Genomic DNA, 24625 nt, shown 5'->3' on the forward strand with positions numbered 1-24625 from the left:
AATTTGCACGCGCCATCGCTGCGCATGCAGAACCTGGATCCCCGCCTGCGCGGGGATGACGTTCGGGGTGTGGGGTGCGGTGCGGGTCCGGTTCGATTCGTCGAAACTCTAGAATCCCGTCGTTCGCGGGCAGGCGGGAACCCAATTTGCACGCGCCATCGCTGCGCATGCAGAACCTGGATCCCCGCCTGCGCGGGGATGACGTTCGGGGTGTGGGGTGTGGGGTGCGGTGCGGGTCGGATTCGATTCGTCGACACTCTGGAATCCCGTCGTTCCCGCGCAGGCGGGAACCCATAATGAAGCACCGAAGTCACTCAGCATGGATTCCCGCGTGCGCGGGAATGACGGGTGGTCAGAACTTGTAGTTGTACGCCAGGCCAAGCAACTGCATGCGCGTCTTCCACGTGCCGCGCGTCGTCTCGCCGTTGCCGGTGCAGCCCGTCATCACGGGATTGCAGTTGTTCGTGTAGTTGCCGCTCGCGTCGTTGAAGTGCAGCCAGCTGTAGGCCAGGTCCAGCGACGACGCCGGAGTCAGCTTCCAGTTCGCGCCGAACGACAGTTGCAGGCGGTCGGCGTCCGGCAGCGCCGCGTGGCGCAGCGTGTCGCCGCGGACCGGGGCGTCGTCGTGGGCGATGCCGCCGCGCAGGGTCACGGCGTCGTTCAGCGCATAGTTCGCGCCCAGCGCCACGCGCACGGTGTTCTTCCACTGCTGGCGGATCACGAGGTCGCCCTCGTTGGTGCCGACGAACTGGATGTTGATGTCCTGCATGCGCGAGTTGCGCGTCCACGTCACGTCGGCCATGCCGGCCCATTTCGCATCGAACTGGTGGAAGGCGTTCAGCGACAGCGTCTCCGGCGTGCTGACGTCCACGCGCGCGGCGGAATTCACGTGGTGCGAGGCGCCCTGTAGCACCTTGTTGACCACGGCGTCGCTCGTCACCGTCGAGAAGTCCCACACCGCGCCGCCTTTCAGTTCATGCTTGATCGACGAGCGGTAGGCGATGCCGAAGCGGGTATCCGGCGTCGGCGAGTACATGTAGCCCACGTTGAAGCCATAACCCCAGTCCTTGCCCTCCACGCCCGCGTGCGCGTCGCCCGCGGTCGCGAGTGCGGCCGGGTTGCCGCCCAGGGAAGCGATCTGGCGCACCAGCGCGGCGCCGCTGCCCGCGGCCTGCGCGGCGGCGATCGAGCCCGGCACGTCCACGCCCTGGCGCAGGCTCGCCTTCATGTGTTCGACGGAGATGCCGAAACCGAAGCTGTGCTGCTCGGAGAGCCTGAAGGCCACCGACGGGTTGATGTTGATGGACTCCAGCTTGATGTTGGTGAGCGAGTAGCGGCCCGACCAGTTGTCGTCGTAATCCAGCTTGGTGCCGTATGGGACGAACACGCCGACGCCGGCGGTCCACTGCCTGTCAATTTTCTGGCTGTAGTACAGCGTCGGCGCGGCCACGACGCCCGGCGCGTAGTCGTCCTGCGATTTCACGCCGCCGGTCGAGGTCTTCGTGAAGCGGGTCGAGCCGGCATCCTGGAACGTCGAATGCGGGACGACGGCGGTGATGCCGCCGACGATCTGGCGGCCTTCCAGGCGCGACAGGCCGGCCGGGTTGGCGAAGATGGTGGATGCATCGGCGGCTTCGGCGCCGTTGGCTTCCGCCGTGCCCTGGGCGGACACGCTCTGGGAGCCGAAGCGGTAGCCGGAAGCGGTCGCGTCGAGCGACGCGCCCAGGGCCAGGGCGACGAGCAGGGTCAGGTGTTTCTGGTTCATCGGTCTCACTCCAAGTATCGATTCGTAGCCCGCCCCCCGGACCGGAAGGGCCGGAGGCGGCGGGAGCCGAAGCATACACTATTTCGTACGACCGTTCTATTTCTGTTGTGTGGAGAACGCGGGTCAGGGATGGAGCAGGCTCAGGTCGACCTGCTGCGCCATCACGCGGTAGCCGGCGTCGTTCGGATGCAGGTGGTCGCCGCTGTCGTAGGCGGGATTCAGGCGGGAGGGTTGTTCCGGGTCGCGCAGGGCGGCGTCGAAATCGACGACGGCATCGAACACGCCGGCCGTGCGGATCCACGCGTTCAGCGCCAGGCGGTCGCGCTCCGCGTCTGCCGACCAGAAGTCCTTCGTGCCGGCGAACGGAAGCAGGGTGCCGGCCCAGATTTTCACGCCGCGCGCGCGGGCCCGCCCGGCCAGCTTGCGCATGCCGGCCTCGATCTGCCCGACCGTGACCCGGTCGGCCGGCGCAGCCAGCAGGCGCGCGGCCGTGATGTCGTTGACGCCTTCGTGCAGCAGCACCCAACGCACGCCGGGCTTGTCGAGGGTGTCGCGGTCGAAGCGGGCCAGCACGCTGGGGCCGACGTACGGTGTCGACGCATCGTTCAGGATGCGGTTGCCGGCGATGCCCTCGTTCGCGATGCCGATGGTAGCCAGCGCCGGCTCGGCCTGCAGGCGGGCGGCCAGCGCGTCCGGCCAGCCCGCCTCCTCGGCGCCGACGCCGTCCGCGATCGAGTCGCCGATGACGGCCAGCGTGCGGCCAGTGTCCGGTCCGAGAACCTCCACGTCGCTGAGCAAATAGAGGTTGTCGTCCGTGGCGGCCGAGGGGAAGTCGGCGGCACCGGTGACGTCGCCGGCCGCCTTCAGGTACGTCGGCCGCAGCACGAAGCCGTGGACCGTCGATACGGGCACCGGCGCCGGCAGGTACAGGCTGACCGCGAGCGGCTGCAGCGCGGCCACGGCGAGGTCGACGGGATCCGACAGCGCGCTCGAACCCGCCGCGATCGTGACCGCCGGCCGGCCGCCGAACAGCAGCGGGCGATCGCTGCCCGCCGCCACGCGCGCGCCGCCCGCGGACAGTCCCACGTGCGCCGCGCCCACGTGCAGCGGCTGCGTGCCGAACAGGTTCGACAGGCGGATGCGCATGCGGGTGCCTTTCGTGGTCGTGCGCACGACCTGGCGCAGGGTCTGCGCGGGCAGCGCCGGTCCCGCGGAGTCGGGCGCGGACGACCAGCCGGTGCGCCAGCCTTCGTCCGCTGCGGTGGCGGTGGTGGCAAGCAGGGCGGAAAAGAGCAGGGCGGCGAGCGCGCGTCCGGTCATGGTGACTCCAGCGAGAGGGGGGTACAGCGATGCTGGCATCGGCCTCCCGCTGGCGCAACTGACACTTGTGTTAGCAATACGTCGTCAGGTCGACGATGCGGTAGCTGGCCCGTTCGCGGCCATCGTCCGTCATGATGAACGCGCCGGCACCGAGGCGGTACAACTGCCCGCCGCCGGCCGGGATCATCACGTGCACGCGCGCGGCCACGCACGCCACGCGGCGCTCGCCCGCGCGCACGACCAGCACCTGGCCTTGCTCCGCCGGCACGTGGTTCGGACGGCGCAGGTCGACGACGGCAATGGCCTGGTCACCCCAGCGCATCGTCGCGCCGGGCGTGTCGACCAGCGGCAGCACGCGTTCCAGCGCGTCGAGCGGCGTGGCGGCGAGGCCGTCCGCGTCGAACACGACGTACGCGGCGTCGTTCGGCTTGCCGGCACGCGCCTGCGCCGGGGCGGCGGCGTGCGCGGACCGCGACAGATCCGCCTCGGGACGGCGTGCGAACAGCGCCGCCACGTCGACCAGCCGGACCTCGGCGCCATCGTCGTCGTAGACCGTCGCGGCCGGAACGAAATCCGCCAGGCGCAGGGTTGCGCGCACGGGCACGCCGAGGGCGAGGCCGTCGTGTTCCAGCACGGCGAGCAGGCCCGCGCCGACGCCCCCGAGGGCGGGATCGACCGCGGCCGGCGGCACGATGGCCAGGTGCCGGCCGCGCCACGTGCACCACGCGCCGTCGCCGATCGCCGCGCGTGACGGCATCGCGATCACTTCGGCGAGCGCGCCGGCCGGCACGCCCAGGCGCAGCGTGCCCGCATCGAGCACGGCATACGTGCGCCTGTCGTGCGCGGCCGGTGGCGGAGGCGACCCGGACGCCATTGCCGCGCCGCCGTGCCACGCGCAGGCCAGCGCGGCGAGCCGGCCGACGTCCAGCACGTTCAGGACACGTCCCGTCTCCGGCGAGCGCGCCACGCTGTGGAACACCTCGTCCGCATCGTCGTCGTGATGCAGCCGCGTCACCGCATCGGATGCCACGTCGACCAGCCCGCCGACGGCCGACACGCGCAGCCCCAGCAGGCGTCCGCCGTCGCGCAGGATCAGGATGCGCCCGTCCTGCCGTTCGCCCGTCTCGACCCAGCGCGCGAGGTCGACGACGGGCACCAGCACGCCGCCGTGGTCCACGACGCCGGCCAGCGCGCCCGCGCGGCGGGGCGGGGCGGCCAATGCGTCCGGCTGCGGCAATGCCTGCACGACGGCGTCCGCCGCGATGCCCACGTCCACGGCGTCGATGCGCACTTCTGCCAGACGCATGTCAGTGCTCCGTGGCCACGCGTTCCAGCTCGGCCAGCAGCGTGGACGCGTCGCGCGTCGCGTTGGCCTGCGCGCTCGTCGACGCGTGGATGCGGGCGATCGATTCGCTCGTCGCCGCGACCGAGCGCACGATGCGGCCAAATGCGTCTTCCACGTCGCCGGCGAGGCGCGTGCCTTCGCCCACGCGGGCGGCCGTCTCGTTGATCAGCTTCGCGATCTCGCGCGCCGCCAGCGCGGATTTCTCGGCCAGCTTGCGCACCTCGTTGGCGACGACGGAAAAGCCCGTGCCGTGTTCGCCCGCGCGCGCCGCCTCGATCGCCGCGTTGAACGCGAGGAGGTGCGTCTGGCTGGCGATGTCGCTGATCGTGTCGATGATCTCGTGCACGTCGTCGGAGGATTTCTGGATCGCGAGGATCGCATCCTTCGAGCGCGCCAGCAGCGTGCTGCCTTCGGCCGCCTGGTCGCGCGTCTGCACCGCCAGGCCGGCCGACTGCTGCGAACCCTGGGCGATGGAGGCGATCGATTGCGACAGGTCGGCCAGCACGGCGGACATCGCCTTGATCTTGGCGCCGAGCTGCTCCTCGCGGTGCACCTGCTCCGTCACGTCCATCGCGAACTTGATGACTTTATAGGGCTTGCCGTCGGCGTCGAGGATCGGGTTGTACGTGGCCTGGATCCAGATGTCGGCGCCGTGCTTGCCGCGGCGGCGGAAGCGGCCGGACTGGAACTGGCCGCGCGCCAGGTCGGACCAGAAGTTGCGGTACGCGGCGCTCTGGATGAGCGCCTCGTCGCAGAACATGCTGTGATGGCGGCCGACCACCTCGTCCGCGAGATAACCCATCGTGCGCAGGAAGTTGTCGTTCGCGGCCAGCACGTTGCCGTGCAGGTCGAACTCGATCACGGCCTGCGAGCGGCCGATGGCGTCCAGCTTGCCGCGGCTCTCGGCGGCGAGCGCCTTGCGCGCCGTGATGTCGGTGGCGAACTTGACGATCTTGACCGGCTTGCCGTCCGCGTCGAGGATCGGGTTGTACGCGGCGAGGATCCACACGGTGCGGCCGTCCTTCGTCACGCGCCGGTACTCGCCGCTGTCGGCCTGCCCGCGCCCGAGCCGCTCCCAGAACGCGAGGTACCCGGCCGAGCGCGCGTGCTCCGGCAGGCAGAACATGCGGTGGTGGCGGCCGCGCACCTCGTCGAGCGTATAGCCCGTCACGGCGAGGAAGTTGGCGTTCGCGTGCAGCACATTGCCCTGCAAATCGAATTCGATGACGGCCTGGGTCCGGTCGATCGCGGCCATCTTGCCCTCGAAGTCGATGTTGCGCAGCTTGGCCGCCGTGATGTCGGTGGCGAACTTGACGACCTTCGCGGGCTTGCCGTCCGCATCGAAGATCGGGTTGTACGTGGCGTGGATCCACACCGGGCTGCCGTCGCGGGCCACGCGTTTGAACTCGCCCGCGTGGTATTCGCCGGCGGCCAGGTGCTTCCAGAAATCGCGGTACGCCTGCGAGCGCACGTACTCCGGTTCGCAGAACATCGCATGCGGCTGCCCGACGACGTCGTGCAGCTCATAGCCGAGCGCGTCGAGGAAGTTCTGGTTGGCGTGCAGGATGCGGCCGTCGAGACCGAATTCGATCACGGCCTGGGCGCGGTTGATGGCATCCAGCGCGGCGTGGGCAAGGTCATCCCGGGAGGTGACCGGGGCAGGGGCGATCATATGCATGGCTTCTCGTGGTGGCGTCATGATGTTCATAATATTTCCGTGCGGAAATCTATTTGGCGATTTAATCATTTTTATCGTGAGAATGCGAGATAATTTTGATGATTTCGATTATTTGTTGCTGAGTACTTACGGCACAAGGCGAGGTTTCCATTGACGGGTTGCCATACGGTCATTAGCATCGGAATGCATTCCATACCCACAACAAGGAGACACCATGCCACGTCCGACCCTGCCATCCCTGCTCGTGTTAGCGCTAACTACCATCGCCTCCACCGCGTATGCCGCCAGCGGTCCCGTCGTGACCACGGACACCGGCAAGGTCCAGGGCGCCGTCGACAAGGGCGTCGCCAGCTGGAAGGGCATCCCGTTTGCCGCGCCGCCGGTCGGTGAGCTGCGCTGGCGCGCGCCGCAGCCGGCGGCTGCCTGGTCCGGCGTGCGCGCGGCGACGGAATACGGCCATGACTGCATGCAGCTGCCTTTCCCCAGCGACGCCGCGCCGCTCGGCACGCCGCCGGCCGAGGATTGCCTGTACGTGAACGTGTGGCGTCCCGCGAAGGCGAAAGCGTCCGCGCAGCTGCCCGTGGTCGTGTGGATCTATGGCGGCGGCTTCGTCAACGGCGGGTCGTCGCCGCCGACCTATTCCGGCGCCGCGCTGGCGAAGCAGGGCGTCGTGCTGGTCAGTTTCAATTACCGGCTGGGGCGCTTCGGCTTTTTCGCGCATCCGCAGCTGACGCAGCATGCAAAGGACGAACCGCTTGGGAATTACGGGTACATGGACCAGCTGGCCGCGCTGCAGTGGGTCAAGCGTAACGTGGCGGCGTTCGGCGGCGATGCGTCCAACGTGACGATCATCGGCGAATCGGCCGGCGGCATGTCCGTCAACGCGTTGCTGACGTCACCGCAGGCGCAGGGCCTGTTCGCGAAGGCGGTCGTGCTGTCCGGCGGCGACGGCAAGTCGGCCGATCCGGGGCTGGCAAGCGTGGAGCAGATCGGCGTGAATTTCGCGACGGCCAAGGGCATCGCGGCGGACGATCCGCAGGCACTCGATAAACTGCGCGCGCTGCCGGCCGAGCAGGTCGTCGACGGCATGAACCTGGCCAACCGCGCGCCGCAGAATCCGGCGACGTACGCGGGACCGTTCGCGGACGGCAAGGTAGCCGTCGAGACGGGCGCCGCGTTCGCGTCAGGCCGCTTTGCGAAAGTCCCCGTGATGATCGGCGCGACGAGTGCCGACATCGGCGGCAAGACGGGCTTCATGGTCGCGGGCGCGCGCAGCCTCGCCGGCCGCCTCGCCGCGCAGGGCGTGCCCGTGTACGCATACCGCTTCTCGTACGTGGCCGACAGCATCGGCAGGACGGGCGCGCAGCACGCGAGCGACATCCCGTATTTCTTCGACACGGTCGACGTCAAGTACGGCGCTGCCGTCACGAAGAAGGACGTGGCGATGGGCCGCGCGATGAGCGCCTACCTCGTGAACTTCGCGAAGAAGGGCGATCCGAACGGCCGCAAGCTGCCCGCGTGGCCGCGCTATGCGGGCGACAGGGACGTGATCATGGATTTCGCCGAAGACGGCAAGCCGGTCGCGCTGCGCGATCCGTGGGGATCGGAGATCGACGCCACGACCGTCGCGGCCGGCGGTCAATAAACGTCCCTGCGGTAGCGGCCCTCGGCCGCAAGCTGTTCCAATCGCGGCGCGCCGAGGATGGCTTGCAAGGCCTCGTGCACGCCGCCGGCCATGCCCTGCAGGCTGCCGCAGACATAGATCGCGGCGCCGCGCTCCACCCACTCGCGCAGCCGGTCGGCCCGGTCGCGCAGCACGTCCTGCACGTAGCGGCGCTCGGCCTGGTCGCGCGAGAATGCGAGGTCGAGGTGCGCCAGTCGGCCGCCGTCTCTCCATGCCTGCAGCTCGTCGCGCAGCAGGAAATCGTGGATCTGGTTGCGCTCGCCGAACAGCAGCCAGTTATCCATCCGGCCCGCGGCGATGCGCGCCTTGAGCAGGCCGCGCAGGCCGGCCAGGCCGCTGCCGTTGCCGATGGCGACCAGGGGCCGCTGCGCATTCGCGCCGAGGCGGAAGCGCTCGTGCGCGCGCAGGCGCAGGCGCACGAGGTCGGCCGCGGCGGCTTGAGCGCACAGCCACCCGGACGCCGCGCCGGCACTTCCATCTTCGCGCCGCTGCAGGCGCACGAGCAGTTCGAGCCGGCCTTCCATCGGCAGCGAGGCGATCGAGTATTCGCGCGGGTGCCCGGGATCCGCCGGCGGGCTGACCTGGGCGAGGTCGCCCGCTTCCCACTCCGGCAGCGCGCCGCCGACGGGTTCGAGCGCGACGCGGTACAACGGCGCGCCCGCGCTGCCGGGATTTTCCAGCGTGCGCGCGACGATGCGCCAGTTGCCGTAGGCCGGCGCGTCCCAGTCCGGTGCGTCGTCCGTGCCCGCCAGGCGGCCCACGTGATGCTGCCATTCCGCCAGCGCCTTGGCATCGCCGCGGTCGACGTCGATGCGGTCGAACAGGCGCGTCGCGCCCTGCTGCGCGAGCCAGGCGTCCAGCGCGCGGCCGAAGCCGCAGTAATTCGCGTAGTTCCGGTCGCCCAGCGCGAGCACGGCGTAGTGCAGGTGGGACAGGTCGAGACCGGCCGCCATCAACCGGCCCGCGAACTGCGCCGCCGTGTCGGGCGCATCGCCTTCGCCGTACGTGCTGGCGATGAACAGCACGCGCGTGGCGGATGCGAGCCGGTCGCGGTCGAGCGCGGAGATGCACACGGCGCGCGCGGCCAGGCCGCCCGTCGCCAGCAGCTCCGCGCTGCGTTTCGCGAGCCCTTCCGCGCTGCCCGTCTGGCTGGCGTGGACGACGAGCCAGTCCGCGCCCTTGACGTCCAGGGCGGTACTGTTGCGGTGGGTGCGCCACATGGTGAACGACAGCCCGAGCCAGCCCAGGGACAGGGCCAGCGCACCCGCGAGGCGCAGCGGTTCCGTCGTCATTGCAGCAGCGCCTTCCACGCCGGCGTCACGATCTCGTCCAGCGTGCCCGCGCGCCGCACGAGGACCCGTGCGGCCAGCGCGCGCGCCTCCGCGAACGCGGCGCCGTCGTCGGGACCGAGCACGGCGAGGAGGGTCGACAGCGCGTCGGCTTCCATGCACGTGGGCGCCAGCACGGTTACGGAAGCGACGTCGTTGGCGACGGGCCGGCCCGTGCGCGGGTCCAGCGTGTGCGACACGCGGCGCGCGTCGTGTTCGAAATACTGGCGGTAGTCGCCGGACGTCGCGATGGACAGGCCGTGCAGCGCGACGACGGCCTGCGGCGTGGCGCTATCGGGCACGCCTTCGATCTCCACCCACCACGGATGTCCGTCCGGCTTGACGCCCGCGCCGCGCAGTTCGCCGCCCACCTCGACGAGGTAGTGGCGGAGTCCCCGCCGCTCCAGGCATTGCGCGAGGCGGTCGACGGCGTAGCCCTTCGCGATGGAGGACAGGTCGAGCCGCAGGCCGCCCGGCTGCAGCAGCCGGCGCCCGTCGCGGTCGAACGACAGGCGCGCCGCAGCGCGTTGCTCCATGACGCGCTCGATGGCGGCGTCGGTCGGCGCGTAGAACCCCGTGTGGTCGTAGCGCCGCGCGGCGCCGAAGCCCCACAGGTCCACGAGGGCGCCCGCGGCCGGATCGTACGCGCCGCCGCTGGCCATGTGCGCCCACAGCGCGTAGTCGATCACGTCGAAGAATTGCGCGGGCAGGTCGGCCCACGTGCCGGCCGGCGCGCGGTTGTAGCGCGACAGCAGCGAGTCGGGTTCCCAGTGGCTCATCTGGGCGACGATCGCATCCAGTTCGGCCTGCAGCGCCGGGCGCGGATCGTCGACGTCGCCGGCGGCGACGCTGACCGCCCACGTCGTCCCCATGCTCGCGCCTTCGAACGTGTGGATCCGGCTGCCCGGCGGCGGCACGGCCGGGTCGAGGTCGAGGGGAATGAGGACGGCGCGTTCGGTCAAGGTCATTCCGGCAGGATCTCGAACGTGGCCGAGTAGCTGTAGCGCTTCGCCGGGCCGTCCATGCCGCGCGGCGCGTTGGCCGGATACGCGGCGCTCAGCCAGTACATGTTCGGCGCGGGCAGGGTGAAGCTGGCGTCGCCGTTCGCGTCCGTGGTGAGGCGCACTTCGTTCAGCGTGCCGCGGTATTTCACGCCGCCCGGGATCAGGCTGAACGGGAAATTCGCGAGCGGCTTGCCGTCCAGCTGGAAGCGGAACTTCGCTTTCTCGCCGGCGCGCAGTTCGGTCGGATTCGTCAGCGCGACCAGTTCCAGGCCCGAGCCGGTGGGCTTCAGCGCGCCCGCCGTCGGCTTGTTCAGGGTGACGAACGTGTCCTGGCGCTGCACCATCGTCATGCTGCGCACTTCCGTGGCGCCGGCCGGGACTTCGTCCTTCACGGTCTGCTCGGTGGCGCGGAAGCGCTTCGTCTCGCCGTTCAGTTTATAGGCGCCCATCACGTTCACGGCGGCCAGGGTGACACGGTAGGTGCCGTCCTTCGGCAGGCGGATGTCGACGGTGGAGCGGTGCTTGCCCAGCGTCGCGGCCGGCGCCGGGGCCGTGTTGCCGTCCGGGTCGGTGACCGTGAGCCCGTCCAGCTTCTGCGGCATGAAGTCCGTCTCGAACAGGCCTTCCGAGATGGCGGCGTCGATGGTCGCCCACGCTTCGCCGCGGTCGGATTCGATGAGGCTCGTGTTCGGGATCATCCACGGACGGTGCGCCTGCGCGACGCAGGCGATGCCGGCCAGGGCGAGTGCGATGGCGATCTGCTTGATGTGCATGCTGGTCTCCTTACTTGATGCTGAGCGACACGGCGCCCAGTTCTTCCTTGCCGGCGAAGGCGGCGGCCACGTTCGATTTCGGCTCCCAGTGGAACGGCACGCGCACGAGTTCGCGGCCGCCGGCTTCGCGCGCGGCTTCGATCACGAGCTTGTAGTCGCCCGCCGGCAGCTTGTCCAGGCCGGCGCGGGCGGCCGGGAAGGTCAGCGTCTGCACGCCGGCCGTACGGGTGGCGCCGCTCACGCCGTCCATCGGCAGGGTGACGTCGCGGCCCGCTTTTCTCCACCACGTGCGCAGGTCCTTGACCCACTTGGTGCCCGCGTTGTCGCGCTTCTTGACGTCGTACAGCACGGCCAGCGTGTTGGCGACGCTCTGGTCCGCGCGTTCGATCCAGATCGCGACGTAGGGCTTGTGATACTCCGCCACGTTCAGCTGCGGCAGTTCGAACTTGACGGTGAGGTCGGCGGCCATCGCCCAGCTCGAGGCGAGCGGCAGGGTCAGGGCGAGCGAGTGGGACAGTTTCATGTGGGCTTTCGGGTCGGTAGATAATTCAGTGAACGAACAGCAGGGCCAGCACGATCGGCAGCACGATGCCGAGGCCGATCACGGGCCATGTCGACGGCCGGTTGGCCGCGTGGTATTTCAGGATCAGGAAACCGGTGACGCAGAACACGATGCAGGCGATGGCGAAGATGTCGATGAACCAGCCCCACACGGGACCGGCGTTGCGGCCCTTGTGCATGTCGTTCAGCCACGAGATCCAGCCGCGGTCCGTCGTTTCGTATTCGGCATTGCCGTCCACGCCGATGCGCAGCCAGGCGTCGCCGCCGGGGCGGGGCAGGGCCACGTAGGCATCTTCCTCGCTCCATTCGGCGCGCACGCCGCGCACCTGCACGGGGAACGTCTGCTCGGCCCAGTCGGCCAGCGGGGCGGGCAGGGGGACGTTGGCGTCGGCATGGCCGGCGGCGAATTCCTCGATCCGGGTGCGCAGCGCCGGGGGCAGGGCGGCCTTCTGGCGCGTGACGGCCGGCTTCGCTTCGATCTGGGACGCGTGATTCAAAGTAAAACCCGTGATGGCGAACAACAGCATGGCCATCAGGCACAGGGCGGAACTGATCCAGTGCCATTGATGCAACTGGCGGAGGAATGTGGCACGGCGCGCGGCGGGCGGCGCGGTGGAGGCGGGGGATGTGGAGCCGGTCGGGAGCATACGCAAATGATAACGATTATCATTTAGGCGGTCAACCGCTGGTTCATGATTGAGTTGACAATGTGGAAAAAAGTAATATCGGAATGAATAAAATGTCGGTGCGGGGTCAGCGGCGGCCGAATCCTTGCGTTACAATGTCGTGCGCCAATGGGCAGGTCGGCTGCATTGATTTGCCTTTAGAGTCCTTCCCCCACAACTTGATATGAAGTAAGTGCGATCCGCTAACCGGTCAGGCCGTGTCGCGGAAGGTTAGATTAACCCGCCCTAAAATCGCGAAACGCGAAGAAAGGTGAGCAAGAATGATGCAACAATATAACGCCAACTCGTACCTGTTCGGCGGTAATGCGCCGTACGTGGAAGAGTTGTACGAAGCGTACCTGAACAATCCGGGCTCCGTCCCCGATAACTGGCGCGCCTATTTCGACGCGATGCAGCACATGCCCGCCGTCGACGGTACCGCCAAGCCGGACGTGGATCACTCGTCCGTGATCGCTTCGTTCGCCGAACGCGCCAAGCAGGGCCCGATCCGCACCGTGACCGCATCGCCGGACGCTGAACTCGGCCGCAAGCGCGTCGCCGTGACCCAGTTGATCGCCGCTTACCGCTACCTCGGCTCGCGCTGGGCCAACCTGGACCCGCTGCAGCGCCAGGAGCGTCCGCCGATCCCGGAACTGGATCCGGCCTTCTACGGCTTCACCGAAGCCGACCTGGACACCAAGTTCAACATCAGCAACACCTATTTCGGCCAGGAAGACGCATCGCTGCGCGACCTGCTGAACATGTTGCGCGACACCTACTGCCGTTCCATCGGCGCAGAATTCATGTACGTCAGCGATCCGACCGAGAAGCGCTGGCTGCAGGAGAAGCTCGAGTCGATCCGTTCGACCCCGACCTTCACCGCTGAAAAGAAAAAACACATCCTCGAGCGCCTGACCGCGGCCGAAGGCCTGGAGCGCTACCTCCACACCAAGTACGTCGGCGCCAAGCGCTTCTCGCTGGAAGGCGGCGAATCGTTCATCGCCTCGATGGACGAAGTGATCCGCCGCGCCGGCGAGCACGGCGTGCAGGAAATCGTCATCGGCATGGCCCACCGCGGCCGCCTGAACGTGCTGGTCAACACGCTGGGCAAGGCCCCGTCCGACCTGTTCGAGGAATTCGAAGGCAAGCACGCCGACGACCTGCCGGCCGGCGACGTCAAATACCACCAGGGCTTCTCGAGCGACATCTCGACCCCGGGCGGCCCGGTCCACCTGTCGCTGGCGTTCAACCCGTCGCACCTGGAAATCGTCAACCCGGTCGTGGAAGGTTCCGTCAAGGCGCGCATGGAGCGCCGCGGCGACCGCCTCGGCAAGGAAGTCCTGCCGATCCTCGTGCACGGCGACGCCGCGTTCGCAGGCCAGGGCGTCGTGATGGAAACCCTGAACCTGGCGCAGACCCGCGGCTACGGCACGGGCGGCACGGTCCACATCGTCATCAACAACCAGATCGGCTTCACCACGTCCGACCCGCGCGACGCGCGCTCGACGCTGTACTGCACCGACGTCGTCAAGATGATCGAGGCACCGGTGCTGCACGTGAACGCGGACGATCCGGAAGCCGTCGTGCTGGCCTCGCAGCTGGCGATGGACTACCGCACCGAGTTCCATAAAGACATCGTCGTCGACGTGATCTGCTACCGCAAGCTGGGCCACAACGAGCAGGACACCCCGGCCCTGACCCAGCCGCTGATGTACAAGAAGATCGCCAAGCACCCGGGCACCCGCAAGCTGTACGCGGACAAGCTGGCCGCGCAGGGCACCATCGCCGCCGACGGCGGCGACCAGCTCGTGGCCGCGTACCGCGCCGCGATGGACGCCGGCAAGCACACCGTCGACCCGGTCCTGACCGACTTCAAGAACAAGTACGCCGTCGACTGGGCGCCGTTCCTGAACAAGAAGTGGACGGACGCCGCCGACACCGCCGTGCCGCTGACCGAGCTGAAACGCCTGGCCCAGCGCATCACGACCGTGCCGGAGAACTTCAAGCTGCACTCGCTCGTCGAGAAAGTGCTGGCCGACCGCGCCAAGATGGGCCAGGGCGAGCAGAACCTCGACTGGGGCATGGGCGAACACCTGGCCTACGCGTCGCTGCTGGCCTCGGGCTACGCCGTCCGCCTGTCGGGCCAGGACGCCGGCCGCGGCACGTTCGTGCACCGTCACGCCGTGCTGCATGACCAGAACCGCGAGCGCTGGGACCAGGGTATCTACCTGCCGCTGGCGAACGTGTCGGACAACCAGGCCAACTTCACCGTCATCGACTCCGTGCTGTCGGAAGAAGCGGTGCTGGGCTTCGAATACGGCTATTCGACCGCCGAGCCGAACACGCTGACGATCTGGGAAGGCCAGTTCGGCGACTTCGTGAACGGTGCGCAGGTCGTGATCGACCAGTTCATCGCGTCGGGCGAAGTGAAGTGGGGCCGCGCGTCGGGTCTCGTCATGATGCTGCCGCACGGCTACGAAGGCCAGGGTCCGGAGCACTCGTCGGCCCGTATCGAGCGCTTCCTGCAGCTGTCCGCCGACCACAACATGCAAGTCGTTCAGCCGACCACGGCCGCGCAGATCTTCCACCTGCTGCGCCGCCAGATGGTGCGCCAGTTCCGCAAGCCGCTCGTCATCTTCACGCCGAAGTCGCTGCTGCGTAACAAGGACGCCGGCTCGCCGCTGACCGACCTGGCCAAGGGCGGCTTCCAGACCGTCATCGGCGAACTGGACGACAAGATCGACGCCAACAAGGTCAAGCGCGTGATCGTCTGCTCGGGCAAGGTGTACTACGACCTGGTCAACGCACGCAAGACCCGCGGCACGACGGACACGGCCATCCTCCGCATCGAGCAGCTGTACCCGTTCCCGCACAAGGCGTTCCAGGCCGAACTGAAGAAGTTCCCGAACGCCACCGAAGTGGTGTGGACGCAGGACGAGCCGCAGAACCAGGGCCCGTGGTTCCAGATCCAGCACAACGTGTTCGAAAGCATGGAAGCAGGCCAGCGCCTGGCATACGCCGGCCGTCCGGCTTCCGCGTCGCCTGCCGTCGGCTACACCGACAAGCACGTGGCGCAGCAGAAGGAACTGCTGGACACCGCGTTCTCGAAGCTGAAGGGTTTTGTCCTGACCAAATAAGCAGCGCTCATTGACCCCGCGCCCGTGGTGCGGGGTTTTTTGCACAGAATACAAAAACGGAGTTTTCTAAATGGCACAAATCGAAGTCAAGGTCCCCCAATTGTCGGAATCGGTCGCCGAAGCGACCCTGCTGTCGTGGCACAAGAAAGTCGGCGAAGCCGTCTCGCGCGACGAGAACCTGATCGACATCGAGACCGACAAGGTGGTCCTGGAACTGCCGGCACCGGCTGCCGGCGTGATCGTGCAAATCATCAAGAACGACGGCGGTACCGTCGTCTCGGGTGAAGTCATCGCCATCATCGACACCGAAGCCTCGGCCGGCGTGAGCCCGCTGCAGGTGACTGCCGCCCCGGCTGCCGCCGCCGAAGCCGCTCCTGCCGCCCCGGCTGCAGGCGCATCGACGGGCGCCAAGGGCGACGTCGCGATGCCGGCCGCCGCCAAGATCCTGGCAGACAACAACATGACGGCCGCCGACGCGACCGGCACCGGCCGTGACGGCCGCGTGACCAAGGGCGATGCCCTGGCTGCCGTCGCCAACAAACCGGCTGTCGCCGCTCCGGCTCCGCTGCAGCAGGCCGCACCGAAGGCAGCCCTGCCGCAAGTGGCCGCGCCGGCCGTCAACCTGGGCGATCGCCCGGAAGAGCGCGTGCCGATGAGCCGCCTGCGCGCCCGTATCGCGGAGCGCCTGCTGCAATCGCAGTCGACCAACGCCATCCTGACGACGTTCAACGAAGTCAACATGGCACCGGTCATGGAAATGCGCGCCAAGTACAAGGACAAGTTCGAGAAAGAGCACGGCGTCAAGCTGGGCTTCATGTCCTTCTTCGTCAAGGCCGCCGTCGCCGCGCTGAAGAAGTACCCGATCCTGAACGCGTCGGTCGACGGTAACGACATCATCTACCACGGCTACTTCGACATCGGTATCGCCGTCGGTTCGCCGCGCGGCCTGGTCGTCCCGATCCTGCGCAACGCCGACCAGATGTCGATCGCCGAGATCGAGAAGAAGATCGGCGAATTCGGCCAGAAAGCCAAGGACGGAAAGCTGACGCTGGAAGACCTGACCGGCGGTACGTTCTCGATCTCGAACGGCGGCACCTTCGGTTCGATGCTGTCGACCCCGATCATCAACCCGCCGCAGTCGGCGATCCTGGGCGTGCACGCGACCAAGGACCGCGCCGTCGTCGAGAACGGCCAGATCGTCATCCGCCCGATGAACTACCTGGCGATGTCGTACGACCACCGCATCATCGACGGCCGCGAAGCCGTCCTGGGCCTGGTCGCGATGAAGGACGCGCTGGAAGATCCGGCCCGCCTGCTGCTCGACCTGTAATTCACGAACGGGGGGCGCGCCCGCCTGGTGCGCCCGTGCGTGTGTCTGATGGAAGGGAATGATCATGATCTCCGATGAAATCAAGCGTTTGCACGAACTGCACCAGGCCGGCGCTTTGACCGACGCCGAATTCGAACAGGCGAAGGCGAAGGTATTGTCCGGCGCCTCGTCGACCGTGAACCTGAACAAGAGCGCGAGTGCCGACGGTACGTTCGCGTCCGAGCTGAACACCTTGCGCCGCTCGCGCACCGACCGCTGGCTGGGCGGTGTCTGCGGCGGCCTGGCGAAAGTGTCGGGCGTGGATGCGTGGGTATGGCGGCTCGTGTTCGCGCTGTTCACCATCACGTTCGGATTCGGGATCGTGATTTACCTGTTGTTGTGGATTTTCGTGCCGGAAGAGTGAGTCTTCGGGCGAAGAACGAATACGAAACCCGAACGTCGTCGTTCCCGCGAAGGCGGGAACCCAAGGAAAGCGTACCGGAGTCGCCAACAGCTGCGGCTTCGCTTGGCCAGATTGGGTCCCCGCCTGCGCGGGGACGACGTTGGTTGAATGCACGAGCAACCCTGTGTTGTTCGGCACGTCGGGAACAAAAAGGAAAACGTTAGATGAGCACTGAAAAACAATTCGACGTCGTCGTGATCGGCGGCGGTCCTGGCGGCTACGTGGCCGCGATCCGCGCAGCGCAGCTGGGCTTCAAGACCGCCTGCATCGACGAATGGCAGAACGCCAAGGGCGGCCCGGCACTGGGCGGCACCTGCACCAACGTCGGCTGCATCCCGTCGAAGGCGCTGCTGCAATCGTCGGAACACTTCGAGCACGCCGGCCACGCGTTCGCCGAGCACGGCATCGACGTCGCCGGTCTGTCGCTGAACCTGGGCCAGATGCTCAAGCGCAAAGAGGGCGTCGTCAAGGCCAACAACGACGGCATCGTCTACCTGTTCAAGAAGAACAAGGTCACCTTCTTCCATGGCCGCGGCACGTTCGCCGGCAAGGCCGAAGGCGGCTTCACCGTCAACGTGTCGGGCCCGACCACCGATTCGATCAGCGCGAAGAACGTGATCATCGCGACCGGTTCGAACGCCCGCGAACTGCCGGGCGCGGCGTTCGACGAGAAAGTCATCCTGTCGAACACCGGCGCGCTGACCGTCGACGCCGTCCCGGCCAAGCTGGGCGTCATCGGCGCCGGCGTGATCGGCCTGGAGATGGGTTCCGTGTGGCGCCGCCTGGGTGCCAAGGTCACCGTGCTGGAAGGCCTGCCGACGTTCCTGGGCGCGGTCGACGAACAGATCGCCAAGGAAGCGCACAAGCTGTTCACCAAGCAAGGCCTGGACATCCAGCTGGGCGTGAAGATCAACAGCGTCACCAAGGGCGACAACAACGTCACCGTGGACTACGCCGACGCAGCGGGCGCCGCCAAGAGCGAAACGTTCGACCGCCTGATCATCTCGATCGGCCGCGTGCCGAACACCAACGGCCTCGGCATCGAGACCGTCGGCGTGCAGCTGGACGAGCGCGGCTTCGTGGCCGTCGACGACGAATGCCGCACCAACGTCCCGGGCATCTGGGCCGTGGGCGACGTCGTGCGCGGCCCGATGCTGGCGCACAAGGCGGAAGAAGAGGGTGTCGCCGTTGCCGAGCGCATCGCCGGCCAGCACGGTCACGTCAACTTCAACACGATCCCGTGGGTCATCTACACCTCGCCGGAAATCGCGTGGGTCGGCAAGACCGAGCAGCAGCTCAAGAAGGAAGGCGTCGCGTACAAAGCCGGCACGTTCCCGTTCATGGCCAACGGCCGTGCGCGCGCGCTGGGCGACACGTCGGGCATGGTGAAATTCCTGGCCGACGCGACGACCGACGAAATCCTGGGCGTCCACATCGTGGGCCCGGTCGCGTCGGAGCTGATCTCGGAAGCCGTCGTCGCGATGGAATTCCGCGCGTCGTCGGAAGACATCGCCCGCATCTGCCACGCCCACCCGTCGCTGTCCGAAGCGACCAAGGAAGCCGCGCTCGCCGTCGACAAGCGTTCGCTGAACTTCTAATACCTGTATGACCCGGGCTTCGGCCCGACTGGGGGTGGATGGCGTCGCTGTCCACCCCCATCTTTATGCGGCTCTTTTCATGAACGTCCAAGAGTACTACCAGCACGCGCTGACCGAGCGCGGATTCAAGTCCGATCCCGCGCAGCAGCGCGCCGTCGACCGCCTGCAGGCCGCCTACGACGACTGGGTCGGGTACAAGTCGCAGCGCTCGTCCGCGTTCAAGCGCCTGATCAACCGTCCCGACGTCCCGCAGGGCGTCTACATGTGGGGCGGCGTGGGGCGCGGCAAGTCCTTCCTCATGGACAGCTTCTACTCGGTGGTGCCGGTCGTGCGCAAGACGCGCCTGCACTTCCACGAATTCATGCGCGCGGTACACCGCCAGCTCGACGAGCTGAAAGGTGTCGAAGACCCGCTGATCGAGGTCGCCAGGCGCATCTCGAAGAAATACCGCCTGATCTGCTTCGACGAATTCCACGTGAGCGACGTGGCCGACGCGATGATCATGTACAACCTGCTGTCCGCGCTGTTCGCCAACGGCGTGTCGTTCGTGATGACGTCGAACTACGATCCGGACAAGCTGTACCCGGACGGCCTGCACCGCGACCGCATGCTGCCCACGATCGCGCTGATCAAGGACAAGCTGGACGTCATGAACGTCGACGCCGGCATCGATTACCGCCACCGCGCGCTGGAACAGGTGCAGGCCTATTACACGCCGCTGGGCGCGGCCTCCGACCACGCCTTGCGCGAGGCGTATGCGAAGGTCGCCGACACGGCCGACGAGGATCCGCGCGTCCACATCGAACAGCGCGAGCTGCGTGCGCTGCGGCGTGCGGGCGGCGTGATCTGGTTCGATTTCGCCACCTTGTGCGGCGGCCCGCGCTCGCAGAACGACTACCTGGAACTCGCCAGCCAGTTCCACACCGTGATCCTGTCGGGCGTGCCGCGCATGTCGGCCGCGATGTCGTCGGAGGCGCGCCGCTTCACGTGGCTGATCGACGTGTTCTACGATCACAAGGTCAAGCTGATCATGTCGGCCGAGGTCGAGCCGGAGCTGTTGTACACAGAGGGCGCGATGTCGAACGAGTTCCATCGCACGGTGTCGCGTATCATTGAGATGCAGTCGCGTGAATACATGCTCGCCGAGCGCCGCGGCGCGGCCGACTCGCTGGCCTGAACGATCAAAGGAACCGAATGAAAGCAGACTTCGTCACAGACTCCCGTACCCGTTTGCCCGCGCTCGCCATGGCGCTGTCCGCCATGCTGCTGGCCGCGTGCGCAAGCCAGGACGTGGTGCCGCGCGAGGTGCCGCCGCCGCCCGTGACGTCGGTCGCGCAGGCCGACCAGCAACTGGCCGCCGTCGCGCGCGAGCGCGCCGCGATCGAGGCCCGCTTCGCGGAACGGGAACGCGTCTGCTACGACAAGTTTTTCGTGAATAACTGCCTCGACGAGGCGAAGGAACGCCGCCGCAGCGCGCTCGCCGCCCAGCGCGCGATCGAGGTGCAGGCCGAACACTTCAAGCGCCGGGCGGTCGTCGAGGAGCGCGACCGCAACCTGGCCGAAGCGGAACGCCGCTTCAAGGAACAGGAGGCGCGTATGGCGGCCGAACCGCCCAAGCCCGCAGCGGAGCCGACGCCGGTGCCGGCGCAGCGCAAGGCGATCGCGCCCGAGCGCATGGCCGAGCGCGACGCCCGCCTGCGCGCGCAGAAGCAGCAGGAAGCGGCGAACGCCGGCAAGCGCGCGCAGAACGTGCGCGACTACGAGGAACGCAAGGCCCAGTCGGAAGAGCGCCAGCGCAAGGTTGCGCAGCGCAAGGCGGAGAAGGCGGCGAAGGCCGCGAAAGAGGCCGAGGACGCCAAGAAGTAGCGTTACGGGAGGGCGGAGGGCCGCCGGCCCTACGCAACCTGGGCCGGCTTGACCAGCTTCACGATGGCCATGCTGCAGTTCCCGCCCTTGCCCTGCGAGCGCTCGCCGGCCTTGTTGATCAGCATCTCGGACGCCTGACGGGGACTCGCCTTCGCGGTCACAGTGCCCAGCTCGGCATCCGTGAAGAAATGCCACAGGCCGTCCGAGCACAGCAGGAACACATCGTTCGCCGCGAGATCGAGGCGCTGGCCGAACGTAATGAAGGGCTCCTTGCGGCTATTGCCCATCACATTCAGCAACAGCTTGGACTTGCGGTGGTTCTTCGCGGCGTCCGGCGGCAGGCGGTCGCTCGACACGAGGTGCTCGACATAGGCCGCGTCGCTCGTGCGCGCCAGGCACTTGCCGTCGTGAAAGTAATACAGGCGCGAATCGCCCACGTGGGCCCAGACGGCCTCGCCATGCGGCGTCAGGACGAGGCCGACGAAGCTGGCGTGCGCATGGGCCTGTGTCGTGACGGCGTTCATGTTGATGACCAGATGGGTTTCCTGCACGATGTCACGCAACAATTGCTGCAGGCGCTCCACGGACGGGTGGTCGCCCGGCTTGAATTCGTCGAACACCTGCTTGGCGGTGTGCAGGACCTGTTCCGCGCCGGCCGCGCCGGCAATGCCGTCGGACAGCACGGCCAGGACGTAGCCGGGCGCGCGGGCGCCCGTCATGAGCGCGACCCGGTCGTTCTGCTGGGGGCGGTTACCGATATGCTGGGCGGTTCCCGCTTCTAACTTGTATGAGGTCATAAACGTGGCTTTCCGATGCCGCCATGCCGGACTTTGTTGGCGGCAACGACGGTGTAGTTTAAACTATGCACCGGTTTGCACTGGAGTTGCAAGCCGTAACAATGAATAGCGCGCCGCCCCGAGCCAGCGGGCATGCGTCTTCCCACCCCTTTACGCTTAACTGTTCGGAAATGCCTAACATGATCGACGTCCAGGAGATCCACCGCCGTATTATCGAACTCGACGTGGAACATCGCGACCTCGACGCTGTCATCGACATGCTGACCCGCGACGGTCACGCCGACCAGTTGCAGTTGCGACGTCTGAAGAAGCGCAAGCTGCAGTTGAAGGACCACATCACACTGCTGAAAATGCAGTTGGTGCCGGACGTTCCGGCATAAGCCCACGTTTTTTAAGCAGTCTCATTTTGACCGATCACCTCCCCTTGTCCGAGTCCGACCTCGACGCCGACCTCGACGCCGCGCCCGCGCCTTCCGAACCTGCCGGCAAGTACGACGCCGAAGTGGACCGCATCTTCGGCGCCGGCGGCCCGCTCGCGCCCGCCGTCGGCACGTTCAAGCCGCGCCAGTCGCAGACCGAGATGGCGAAGGCGATCGCGCATGCAATCAGCGAGCAGGGCACGCTGATCGCCGAGGCCGGCACGGGCACGGGCAAGACCTTCGCCTACCTCGTTCCCGCGCTGCTGTGGGGCGGCAAGACGATCATCTCGACCGGCACCAAGAACCTGCAGGACCAGCTTTTTTCGCGCGACATCCCGACCGTGCGCGCCGCGTTGCGCGCCCCGGTCTCGGTGGCGCTGCTGAAAGGCCGTTCGAACTACCTCTGCCACTACCACCTGGAACGCACGCTGTCGAACGGCCGCCTGACATCGCGCGACGACGTGGGCCATCTGCGCGAAATCTCGCGTTTCATCAAGATGAGCCAGTCGGGCGACAAGGCCGAGCTGACGAAGGTTCCGGAAACCGCGTCCGTGTGGAATCTCGTGACGTCCACCCGCGAAAACTGCGTGGGCCAGGAGTGCCAGTACTACCAGGACTGTTTCGTGATGAAGGCGCGCCGCGAGGCGCAGCAGGCCGACGTCGTCGTCGTCAACCACCACCTGTTCTTCGCCGACGTGGCGCTGAAGGAAGGCGGCATGGCCGAACTGCTGCCGTCCGCCAACACGATCATCTTCGACGAGGCGCACCAGTTGCCGGAAGTGGCCACGCTCTTCTTCGGCACGACGGTGTCGACGGGCCAGGTGCTGGAACTGTGCCGTGACGTGCTGGCCGAAGGCCTCGCGCATGCGCGCGGCGGCGTGGACTGGGCGAAGGTCGTGACCGTCGTCGAGAAGGCCGCGCGCGACCTGCGCCTGACGTTCCCGGAAGGCAGCACGCGCTTGTCGCTGCCGCAGATCCCGCCCAGCTCGGAATTCTTCCCGGCGCTGGACAAGCTGAAGGAAGAACTGGAAGGCCTGATCGACGTGCTGGAAGCCCAGGCCGAGCGCGCCGAGACGATCGAGCAGTGCCGCGTGCGCGCCGTCGAGCTGCTGGAGCAGTACAAGGCGTGGAAGTCTGAGCCGAAGAAGGGCAAGGAAGTCGAGGGGGACGATGCCGTGCTGTGGGTCGAGGCGTTTTCCTCGTCGCTGCAGCTGCACAAGACGCCGCTGTCGATTGCGCCGATCTTCGCCGGCCAGCGCGCCGGCACGCCGCGCAGCTGGATTTTTACTTCCGCGACCCTGGCGGTCAAAAACGACTTCAAGCATTTCAGCGCACAGCTGGGCATGACGGGCGAGCCGGCCCAGAGCTGGCCGAGCCCGTTCAACTACCAGGAGCAGGGCATCCTGTACGTGCCGACCGGCCTGCCGGAACCGAACACGTTCGGCTACACGGACGCGGTCGTCGACATGGCGCTGCCCGTGATCGAAGCGGCGGGCGGCCGCTGCTTCTTCCTGTGCACGACGATCCGCGCCGTCAACCGCGTCGCCGAACGCCTGCGCGAGGAATTCGCCGCGCGCGGCCTCGACTTCCCCCTGTTCGTGCAGGGCGAACGGGGCCGCACGGAATTGCTGGATTCGTTCCGCAACGCGGGCAACGCCGTGCTGGTCGGCAGCCAGAGTTTCTGGGAAGGCGTCGACGTGCGCGGCGAGGCGCTGTCGCTCGTCATCATCGACAAGCTGCCGTTCGCGCCGCCCGACGACCCCGTGCTGGCCGCGCGCATCGAAGTGATGGAAAAGAAGGGCATGAACGGCTTCGTTCACCACACCTTGCCGGAAGCCATCATCAACCTGAAGCAGGGCGCCGGGCGCCTGATCCGTGACGTCGAGGATCGGGGCGTGCTGATGCTGTGCGATCCGCGGGTGATCAGCAAGCCTTATGGGCGGCGCATCTGGCAGAGTTTGCCGCCGTTTCGGCGGACGCGGGTGCAGGCGGAGGTGATCGAGTTTTTTGCGACTTCGAATCTGCCGCGGGGTAAGGATTCGGGGTCAGAGCCCTAACAAAGCAAATTCGGGCTCTGACCCCCGGCTTCGGGCCGCGGGCTGAGAACCGGGGTCAGAGCCCTTTTAAAAGCAACACCGGGCTCTGACCCCTCCGCTCCGTTATACGCTACCTTTCCGCCCGTCTGCCGATACTCGGCGCAGCGGCTCCGCTTTCGCTTGTGCTCCCACAACATGCAGGATGGGTGACTTGTTTAGAGTCACACAGGCCCGGCCGGTGGCAGACTTCAAGGGGGAGCAATGGCGATACGTTATGGCTGCTTTTTCAGCTATGCCCATGGGCGGCATGAGCTGATGCAGCGCTTCAAGGCCACGCTGGCCGATGCACTGCGCTGCTACCTCGAACCGTATTTCGACAACGAAGACGAACTCTTCATCGACACCGAACAACTCGGCGGCGGTGACGACCTCGACCGCAAGATCGCCCGCGCGCTGTGCGAAAGCGCATGCATGGTGCTGATCTACACGCCCAAATACGAAGCCCATCCCTACACGCGGCGCGAGTACGCGGCGATGCGCCTGATCGAAGCCGAGCGCAGCACGTGGTACACGCTGCCCAGCCAGCTGATCATCCCCGTGATCATGACGCAGCACCCCGTCAGCCTGCCGCCGCAGATCAGCGAATCCACGTTCTACGTCGACTTTTCGCGCTTCACGATGGCCACGGCCGACCTGAAGTCCAACCCTGATTTCTTGCCGGACATCGACAAGATGGTCCGGCGTATCGTCACGCATTACCAATACCAGAAAAAAACCATGCCGCCGGCGCATGACTGCAACCAATTCGTCCTTCCCGCTGTCCCACCCGCATGGCGTGAGTTACCGGATCCAACCTTCCCAAAAAAATGAGGAGCCT

The 24625-nt window shown here is 67.1% G+C and carries 20 protein-coding genes; 10 read left to right on the forward strand and 10 right to left on the reverse strand.

The window, feature by feature from the left end; genetic code table 11:
- Positions 1-352: 352 nt before the first annotated feature.
- The 4 genes from QPK29_RS15565 to QPK29_RS15580 all read right to left on the reverse strand — a co-directional run bounded on the left by QPK29_RS15565 (position 353) and on the right by QPK29_RS15580 (position 6108).
- A complete protein-coding gene (locus QPK29_RS15565; protein WP_371767997.1) occupies positions 353-1765 on the reverse strand; it encodes an OmpP1/FadL family transporter in 1413 nt (470 codons plus the stop codon).
- A gap of 123 nt (positions 1766-1888) precedes the next feature.
- A complete protein-coding gene (locus tag QPK29_RS33540; RefSeq protein ID WP_449820407.1) occupies positions 1889-3085 on the reverse strand; it encodes an SGNH/GDSL hydrolase family protein in 1197 nt (398 codons plus the stop codon).
- A gap of 70 nt (positions 3086-3155) precedes the next feature.
- Positions 3156-4391, reverse strand: coding sequence for a chemotaxis protein CheW (locus QPK29_RS15575; protein WP_371767998.1), 1236 nt, complete (start codon positions 4389-4391; stop codon positions 3156-3158).
- A gap of 1 nt (position 4392) precedes the next feature.
- Positions 4393-6108, reverse strand: coding sequence for a methyl-accepting chemotaxis protein (locus QPK29_RS15580; protein ID WP_371767999.1), 1716 nt, complete (start codon positions 6106-6108; stop codon positions 4393-4395).
- Between the two features lie 214 nt (positions 6109-6322).
- Here QPK29_RS15580 and QPK29_RS15585 point away from each other — a divergent pair, with 214 nt between their 5' ends.
- The gene (locus QPK29_RS15585; protein ID WP_371768000.1) at positions 6323-7753 is read left to right on the forward strand and encodes a carboxylesterase/lipase family protein; all 1431 of its coding nucleotides are present in this window, start codon (positions 6323-6325) and stop codon (positions 7751-7753) included.
- Here QPK29_RS15585 and QPK29_RS15590 read toward each other — a convergent pair.
- Genes QPK29_RS15590 through QPK29_RS15610 form a run of 5 tightly spaced genes read right to left on the reverse strand, consistent with a single transcriptional unit; the run spans position 7747 to position 12105 of the window.
- Entirely contained in the window at positions 7747-9084 is a 1338-nt protein-coding gene (locus tag QPK29_RS15590) for a sulfite reductase subunit alpha (protein WP_371768001.1), read from the reverse strand. The genes QPK29_RS15585 and QPK29_RS15590 overlap by 7 nt on opposite strands.
- Positions 9081-10088 carry an FAD:protein FMN transferase gene (locus QPK29_RS15595; RefSeq protein ID WP_371768002.1) on the reverse strand — a complete coding sequence of 336 codons (1008 nt, stop codon included), beginning with the start codon at positions 10086-10088 and terminating at the stop codon, positions 9081-9083. The genes QPK29_RS15590 and QPK29_RS15595 overlap by 4 nt, the downstream gene beginning before the upstream one ends.
- On the reverse strand, positions 10085-10897 hold the full coding sequence (locus QPK29_RS15600) for a DUF4198 domain-containing protein (RefSeq protein ID WP_056132174.1): 813 nt from the start codon (positions 10895-10897) through the stop codon (positions 10085-10087). The genes QPK29_RS15595 and QPK29_RS15600 overlap by 4 nt, the downstream gene beginning before the upstream one ends.
- 10 nt (positions 10898-10907) lie before the next feature.
- On the reverse strand, positions 10908-11420 hold the full coding sequence (locus QPK29_RS15605; RefSeq protein ID WP_056132177.1) for a DUF2271 domain-containing protein: 513 nt from the start codon (positions 11418-11420) through the stop codon (positions 10908-10910).
- Between the two features lie 25 nt (positions 11421-11445).
- Positions 11446-12105: a PepSY-associated TM helix domain-containing protein gene (locus QPK29_RS15610; protein WP_371768003.1), complete on the reverse strand. Its 660-nt coding sequence runs from the start codon at positions 12103-12105 to the stop codon at positions 11446-11448.
- A gap of 299 nt (positions 12106-12404) precedes the next feature.
- Here QPK29_RS15610 and QPK29_RS15615 point away from each other — a divergent pair, with 299 nt between their 5' ends.
- The 6 genes from QPK29_RS15615 (at position 12405) to QPK29_RS15640 (ending at position 20496) form a co-directional block, all read left to right on the forward strand.
- The gene (locus tag QPK29_RS15615; RefSeq protein ID WP_056132186.1) at positions 12405-15260 is read left to right on the forward strand and encodes a 2-oxoglutarate dehydrogenase E1 component; all 2856 of its coding nucleotides are present in this window, start codon (positions 12405-12407) and stop codon (positions 15258-15260) included.
- Positions 15261-15330: 70 nt separating this feature from the next.
- The gene (gene odhB, locus QPK29_RS15620) at positions 15331-16590 is read left to right on the forward strand and encodes a 2-oxoglutarate dehydrogenase complex dihydrolipoyllysine-residue succinyltransferase (RefSeq protein ID WP_371768004.1); all 1260 of its coding nucleotides are present in this window, start codon (positions 15331-15333) and stop codon (positions 16588-16590) included.
- A 61-nt stretch (positions 16591-16651) separates the two neighbouring features.
- Positions 16652-16993: a PspC domain-containing protein gene (locus QPK29_RS15625; RefSeq protein ID WP_056132559.1), complete on the forward strand. Its 342-nt coding sequence runs from the start codon at positions 16652-16654 to the stop codon at positions 16991-16993.
- Between the two features lie 203 nt (positions 16994-17196).
- Positions 17197-18630, forward strand: coding sequence for a dihydrolipoyl dehydrogenase (gene lpdA / locus QPK29_RS15630; RefSeq protein WP_056132193.1), 1434 nt, complete (start codon positions 17197-17199; stop codon positions 18628-18630).
- A gap of 79 nt (positions 18631-18709) precedes the next feature.
- On the forward strand, positions 18710-19807 hold the full coding sequence (gene zapE, locus QPK29_RS15635) for a cell division protein ZapE (RefSeq protein WP_056132195.1): 1098 nt from the start codon (positions 18710-18712) through the stop codon (positions 19805-19807).
- 17 nt (positions 19808-19824) lie between these two features.
- On the forward strand, positions 19825-20496 hold the full coding sequence (locus QPK29_RS15640) for a hypothetical protein (RefSeq protein ID WP_371768005.1): 672 nt from the start codon (positions 19825-19827) through the stop codon (positions 20494-20496).
- A 29-nt stretch (positions 20497-20525) separates the two neighbouring features.
- On the opposite strand, the gene QPK29_RS15645 is transcribed toward QPK29_RS15640, so the two are convergent.
- Positions 20526-21293 (reverse strand): PP2C family protein-serine/threonine phosphatase, encoded by a 768-nt coding sequence (locus tag QPK29_RS15645; protein WP_371766875.1) that lies wholly within the window; start codon positions 21291-21293, stop codon positions 20526-20528.
- A 179-nt stretch (positions 21294-21472) separates the two neighbouring features.
- On the opposite strand from QPK29_RS15645, the gene QPK29_RS15650 reads away from it, so the two are divergent.
- The 3 genes from QPK29_RS15650 (at position 21473) to QPK29_RS15660 (ending at position 24618) form a co-directional block, all read left to right on the forward strand.
- The gene (locus QPK29_RS15650; RefSeq protein WP_056132203.1) at positions 21473-21673 is read left to right on the forward strand and encodes a YdcH family protein; all 201 of its coding nucleotides are present in this window, start codon (positions 21473-21475) and stop codon (positions 21671-21673) included.
- Positions 21674-21717: 44 nt separating this feature from the next.
- Positions 21718-23769, forward strand: a complete 2052-nt coding sequence (locus QPK29_RS15655; RefSeq protein ID WP_400189777.1) for an ATP-dependent DNA helicase — start codon at positions 21718-21720, stop codon at positions 23767-23769.
- A gap of 240 nt (positions 23770-24009) precedes the next feature.
- Positions 24010-24618: a toll/interleukin-1 receptor domain-containing protein gene (locus QPK29_RS15660; protein WP_056132211.1), complete on the forward strand. Its 609-nt coding sequence runs from the start codon at positions 24010-24012 to the stop codon at positions 24616-24618.
- Positions 24619-24625: the final 7 nt, after the last annotated feature.

Source organism: Massilia orientalis (assembly GCF_030411975.2).
Taxonomy (GTDB): domain Bacteria; phylum Pseudomonadota; class Gammaproteobacteria; order Burkholderiales; family Burkholderiaceae_D; genus Telluria; species Telluria orientalis.

What these genes read in the sequence shown, in the direction of transcription:
- QPK29_RS15565 (WP_371767997.1), bottom strand. Translation starts at nt 1,765, where the DNA reads ATGAACCAGAAACACCTGACCCTGCTCGTCGCCCTGGCCCTGGGCGCG.
- QPK29_RS33540 (WP_449820407.1), bottom strand. Translation starts at nt 3,085, where the DNA reads ATGACCGGACGCGCGCTCGCCGCCCTGCTCTTTTCCGCCCTGCTTGCC.
- QPK29_RS15575 (WP_371767998.1), bottom strand. Translation starts at nt 4,391, where the DNA reads ATGCGTCTGGCAGAAGTGCGCATCGACGCCGTGGACGTGGGCATCGCG.
- QPK29_RS15580 (WP_371767999.1), bottom strand. Translation starts at nt 6,108, where the DNA reads ATGCATATGATCGCCCCTGCCCCGGTCACCTCCCGGGATGACCTTGCC.
- QPK29_RS15585 (WP_371768000.1), top strand. Translation starts at nt 6,323, where the DNA reads ATGCCACGTCCGACCCTGCCATCCCTGCTCGTGTTAGCGCTAACTACC.
- QPK29_RS15590 (WP_371768001.1), bottom strand. Translation starts at nt 9,084, where the DNA reads ATGACGACGGAACCGCTGCGCCTCGCGGGTGCGCTGGCCCTGTCCCTG.
- QPK29_RS15595 (WP_371768002.1), bottom strand. Translation starts at nt 10,088, where the DNA reads ATGACCTTGACCGAACGCGCCGTCCTCATTCCCCTCGACCTCGACCCG.
- QPK29_RS15600 (WP_056132174.1), bottom strand. Translation starts at nt 10,897, where the DNA reads ATGCACATCAAGCAGATCGCCATCGCACTCGCCCTGGCCGGCATCGCC.
- QPK29_RS15605 (WP_056132177.1), bottom strand. Translation starts at nt 11,420, where the DNA reads ATGAAACTGTCCCACTCGCTCGCCCTGACCCTGCCGCTCGCCTCGAGC.
- QPK29_RS15610 (WP_371768003.1), bottom strand. Translation starts at nt 12,105, where the DNA reads ATGCTCCCGACCGGCTCCACATCCCCCGCCTCCACCGCGCCGCCCGCC.
- QPK29_RS15615 (WP_056132186.1), top strand. Translation starts at nt 12,405, where the DNA reads ATGATGCAACAATATAACGCCAACTCGTACCTGTTCGGCGGTAATGCG.
- odhB (WP_371768004.1), top strand. Translation starts at nt 15,331, where the DNA reads ATGGCACAAATCGAAGTCAAGGTCCCCCAATTGTCGGAATCGGTCGCC.
- lpdA (WP_056132193.1), top strand. Translation starts at nt 17,197, where the DNA reads ATGAGCACTGAAAAACAATTCGACGTCGTCGTGATCGGCGGCGGTCCT.
- zapE (WP_056132195.1), top strand. Translation starts at nt 18,710, where the DNA reads ATGAACGTCCAAGAGTACTACCAGCACGCGCTGACCGAGCGCGGATTC.
- QPK29_RS15640 (WP_371768005.1), top strand. Translation starts at nt 19,825, where the DNA reads ATGAAAGCAGACTTCGTCACAGACTCCCGTACCCGTTTGCCCGCGCTC.
- QPK29_RS15645 (WP_371766875.1), bottom strand. Translation starts at nt 21,293, where the DNA reads ATGACCTCATACAAGTTAGAAGCGGGAACCGCCCAGCATATCGGTAAC.
- QPK29_RS15650 (WP_056132203.1), top strand. Translation starts at nt 21,473, where the DNA reads ATGATCGACGTCCAGGAGATCCACCGCCGTATTATCGAACTCGACGTG.
- QPK29_RS15660 (WP_056132211.1), top strand. Translation starts at nt 24,010, where the DNA reads ATGGCGATACGTTATGGCTGCTTTTTCAGCTATGCCCATGGGCGGCAT.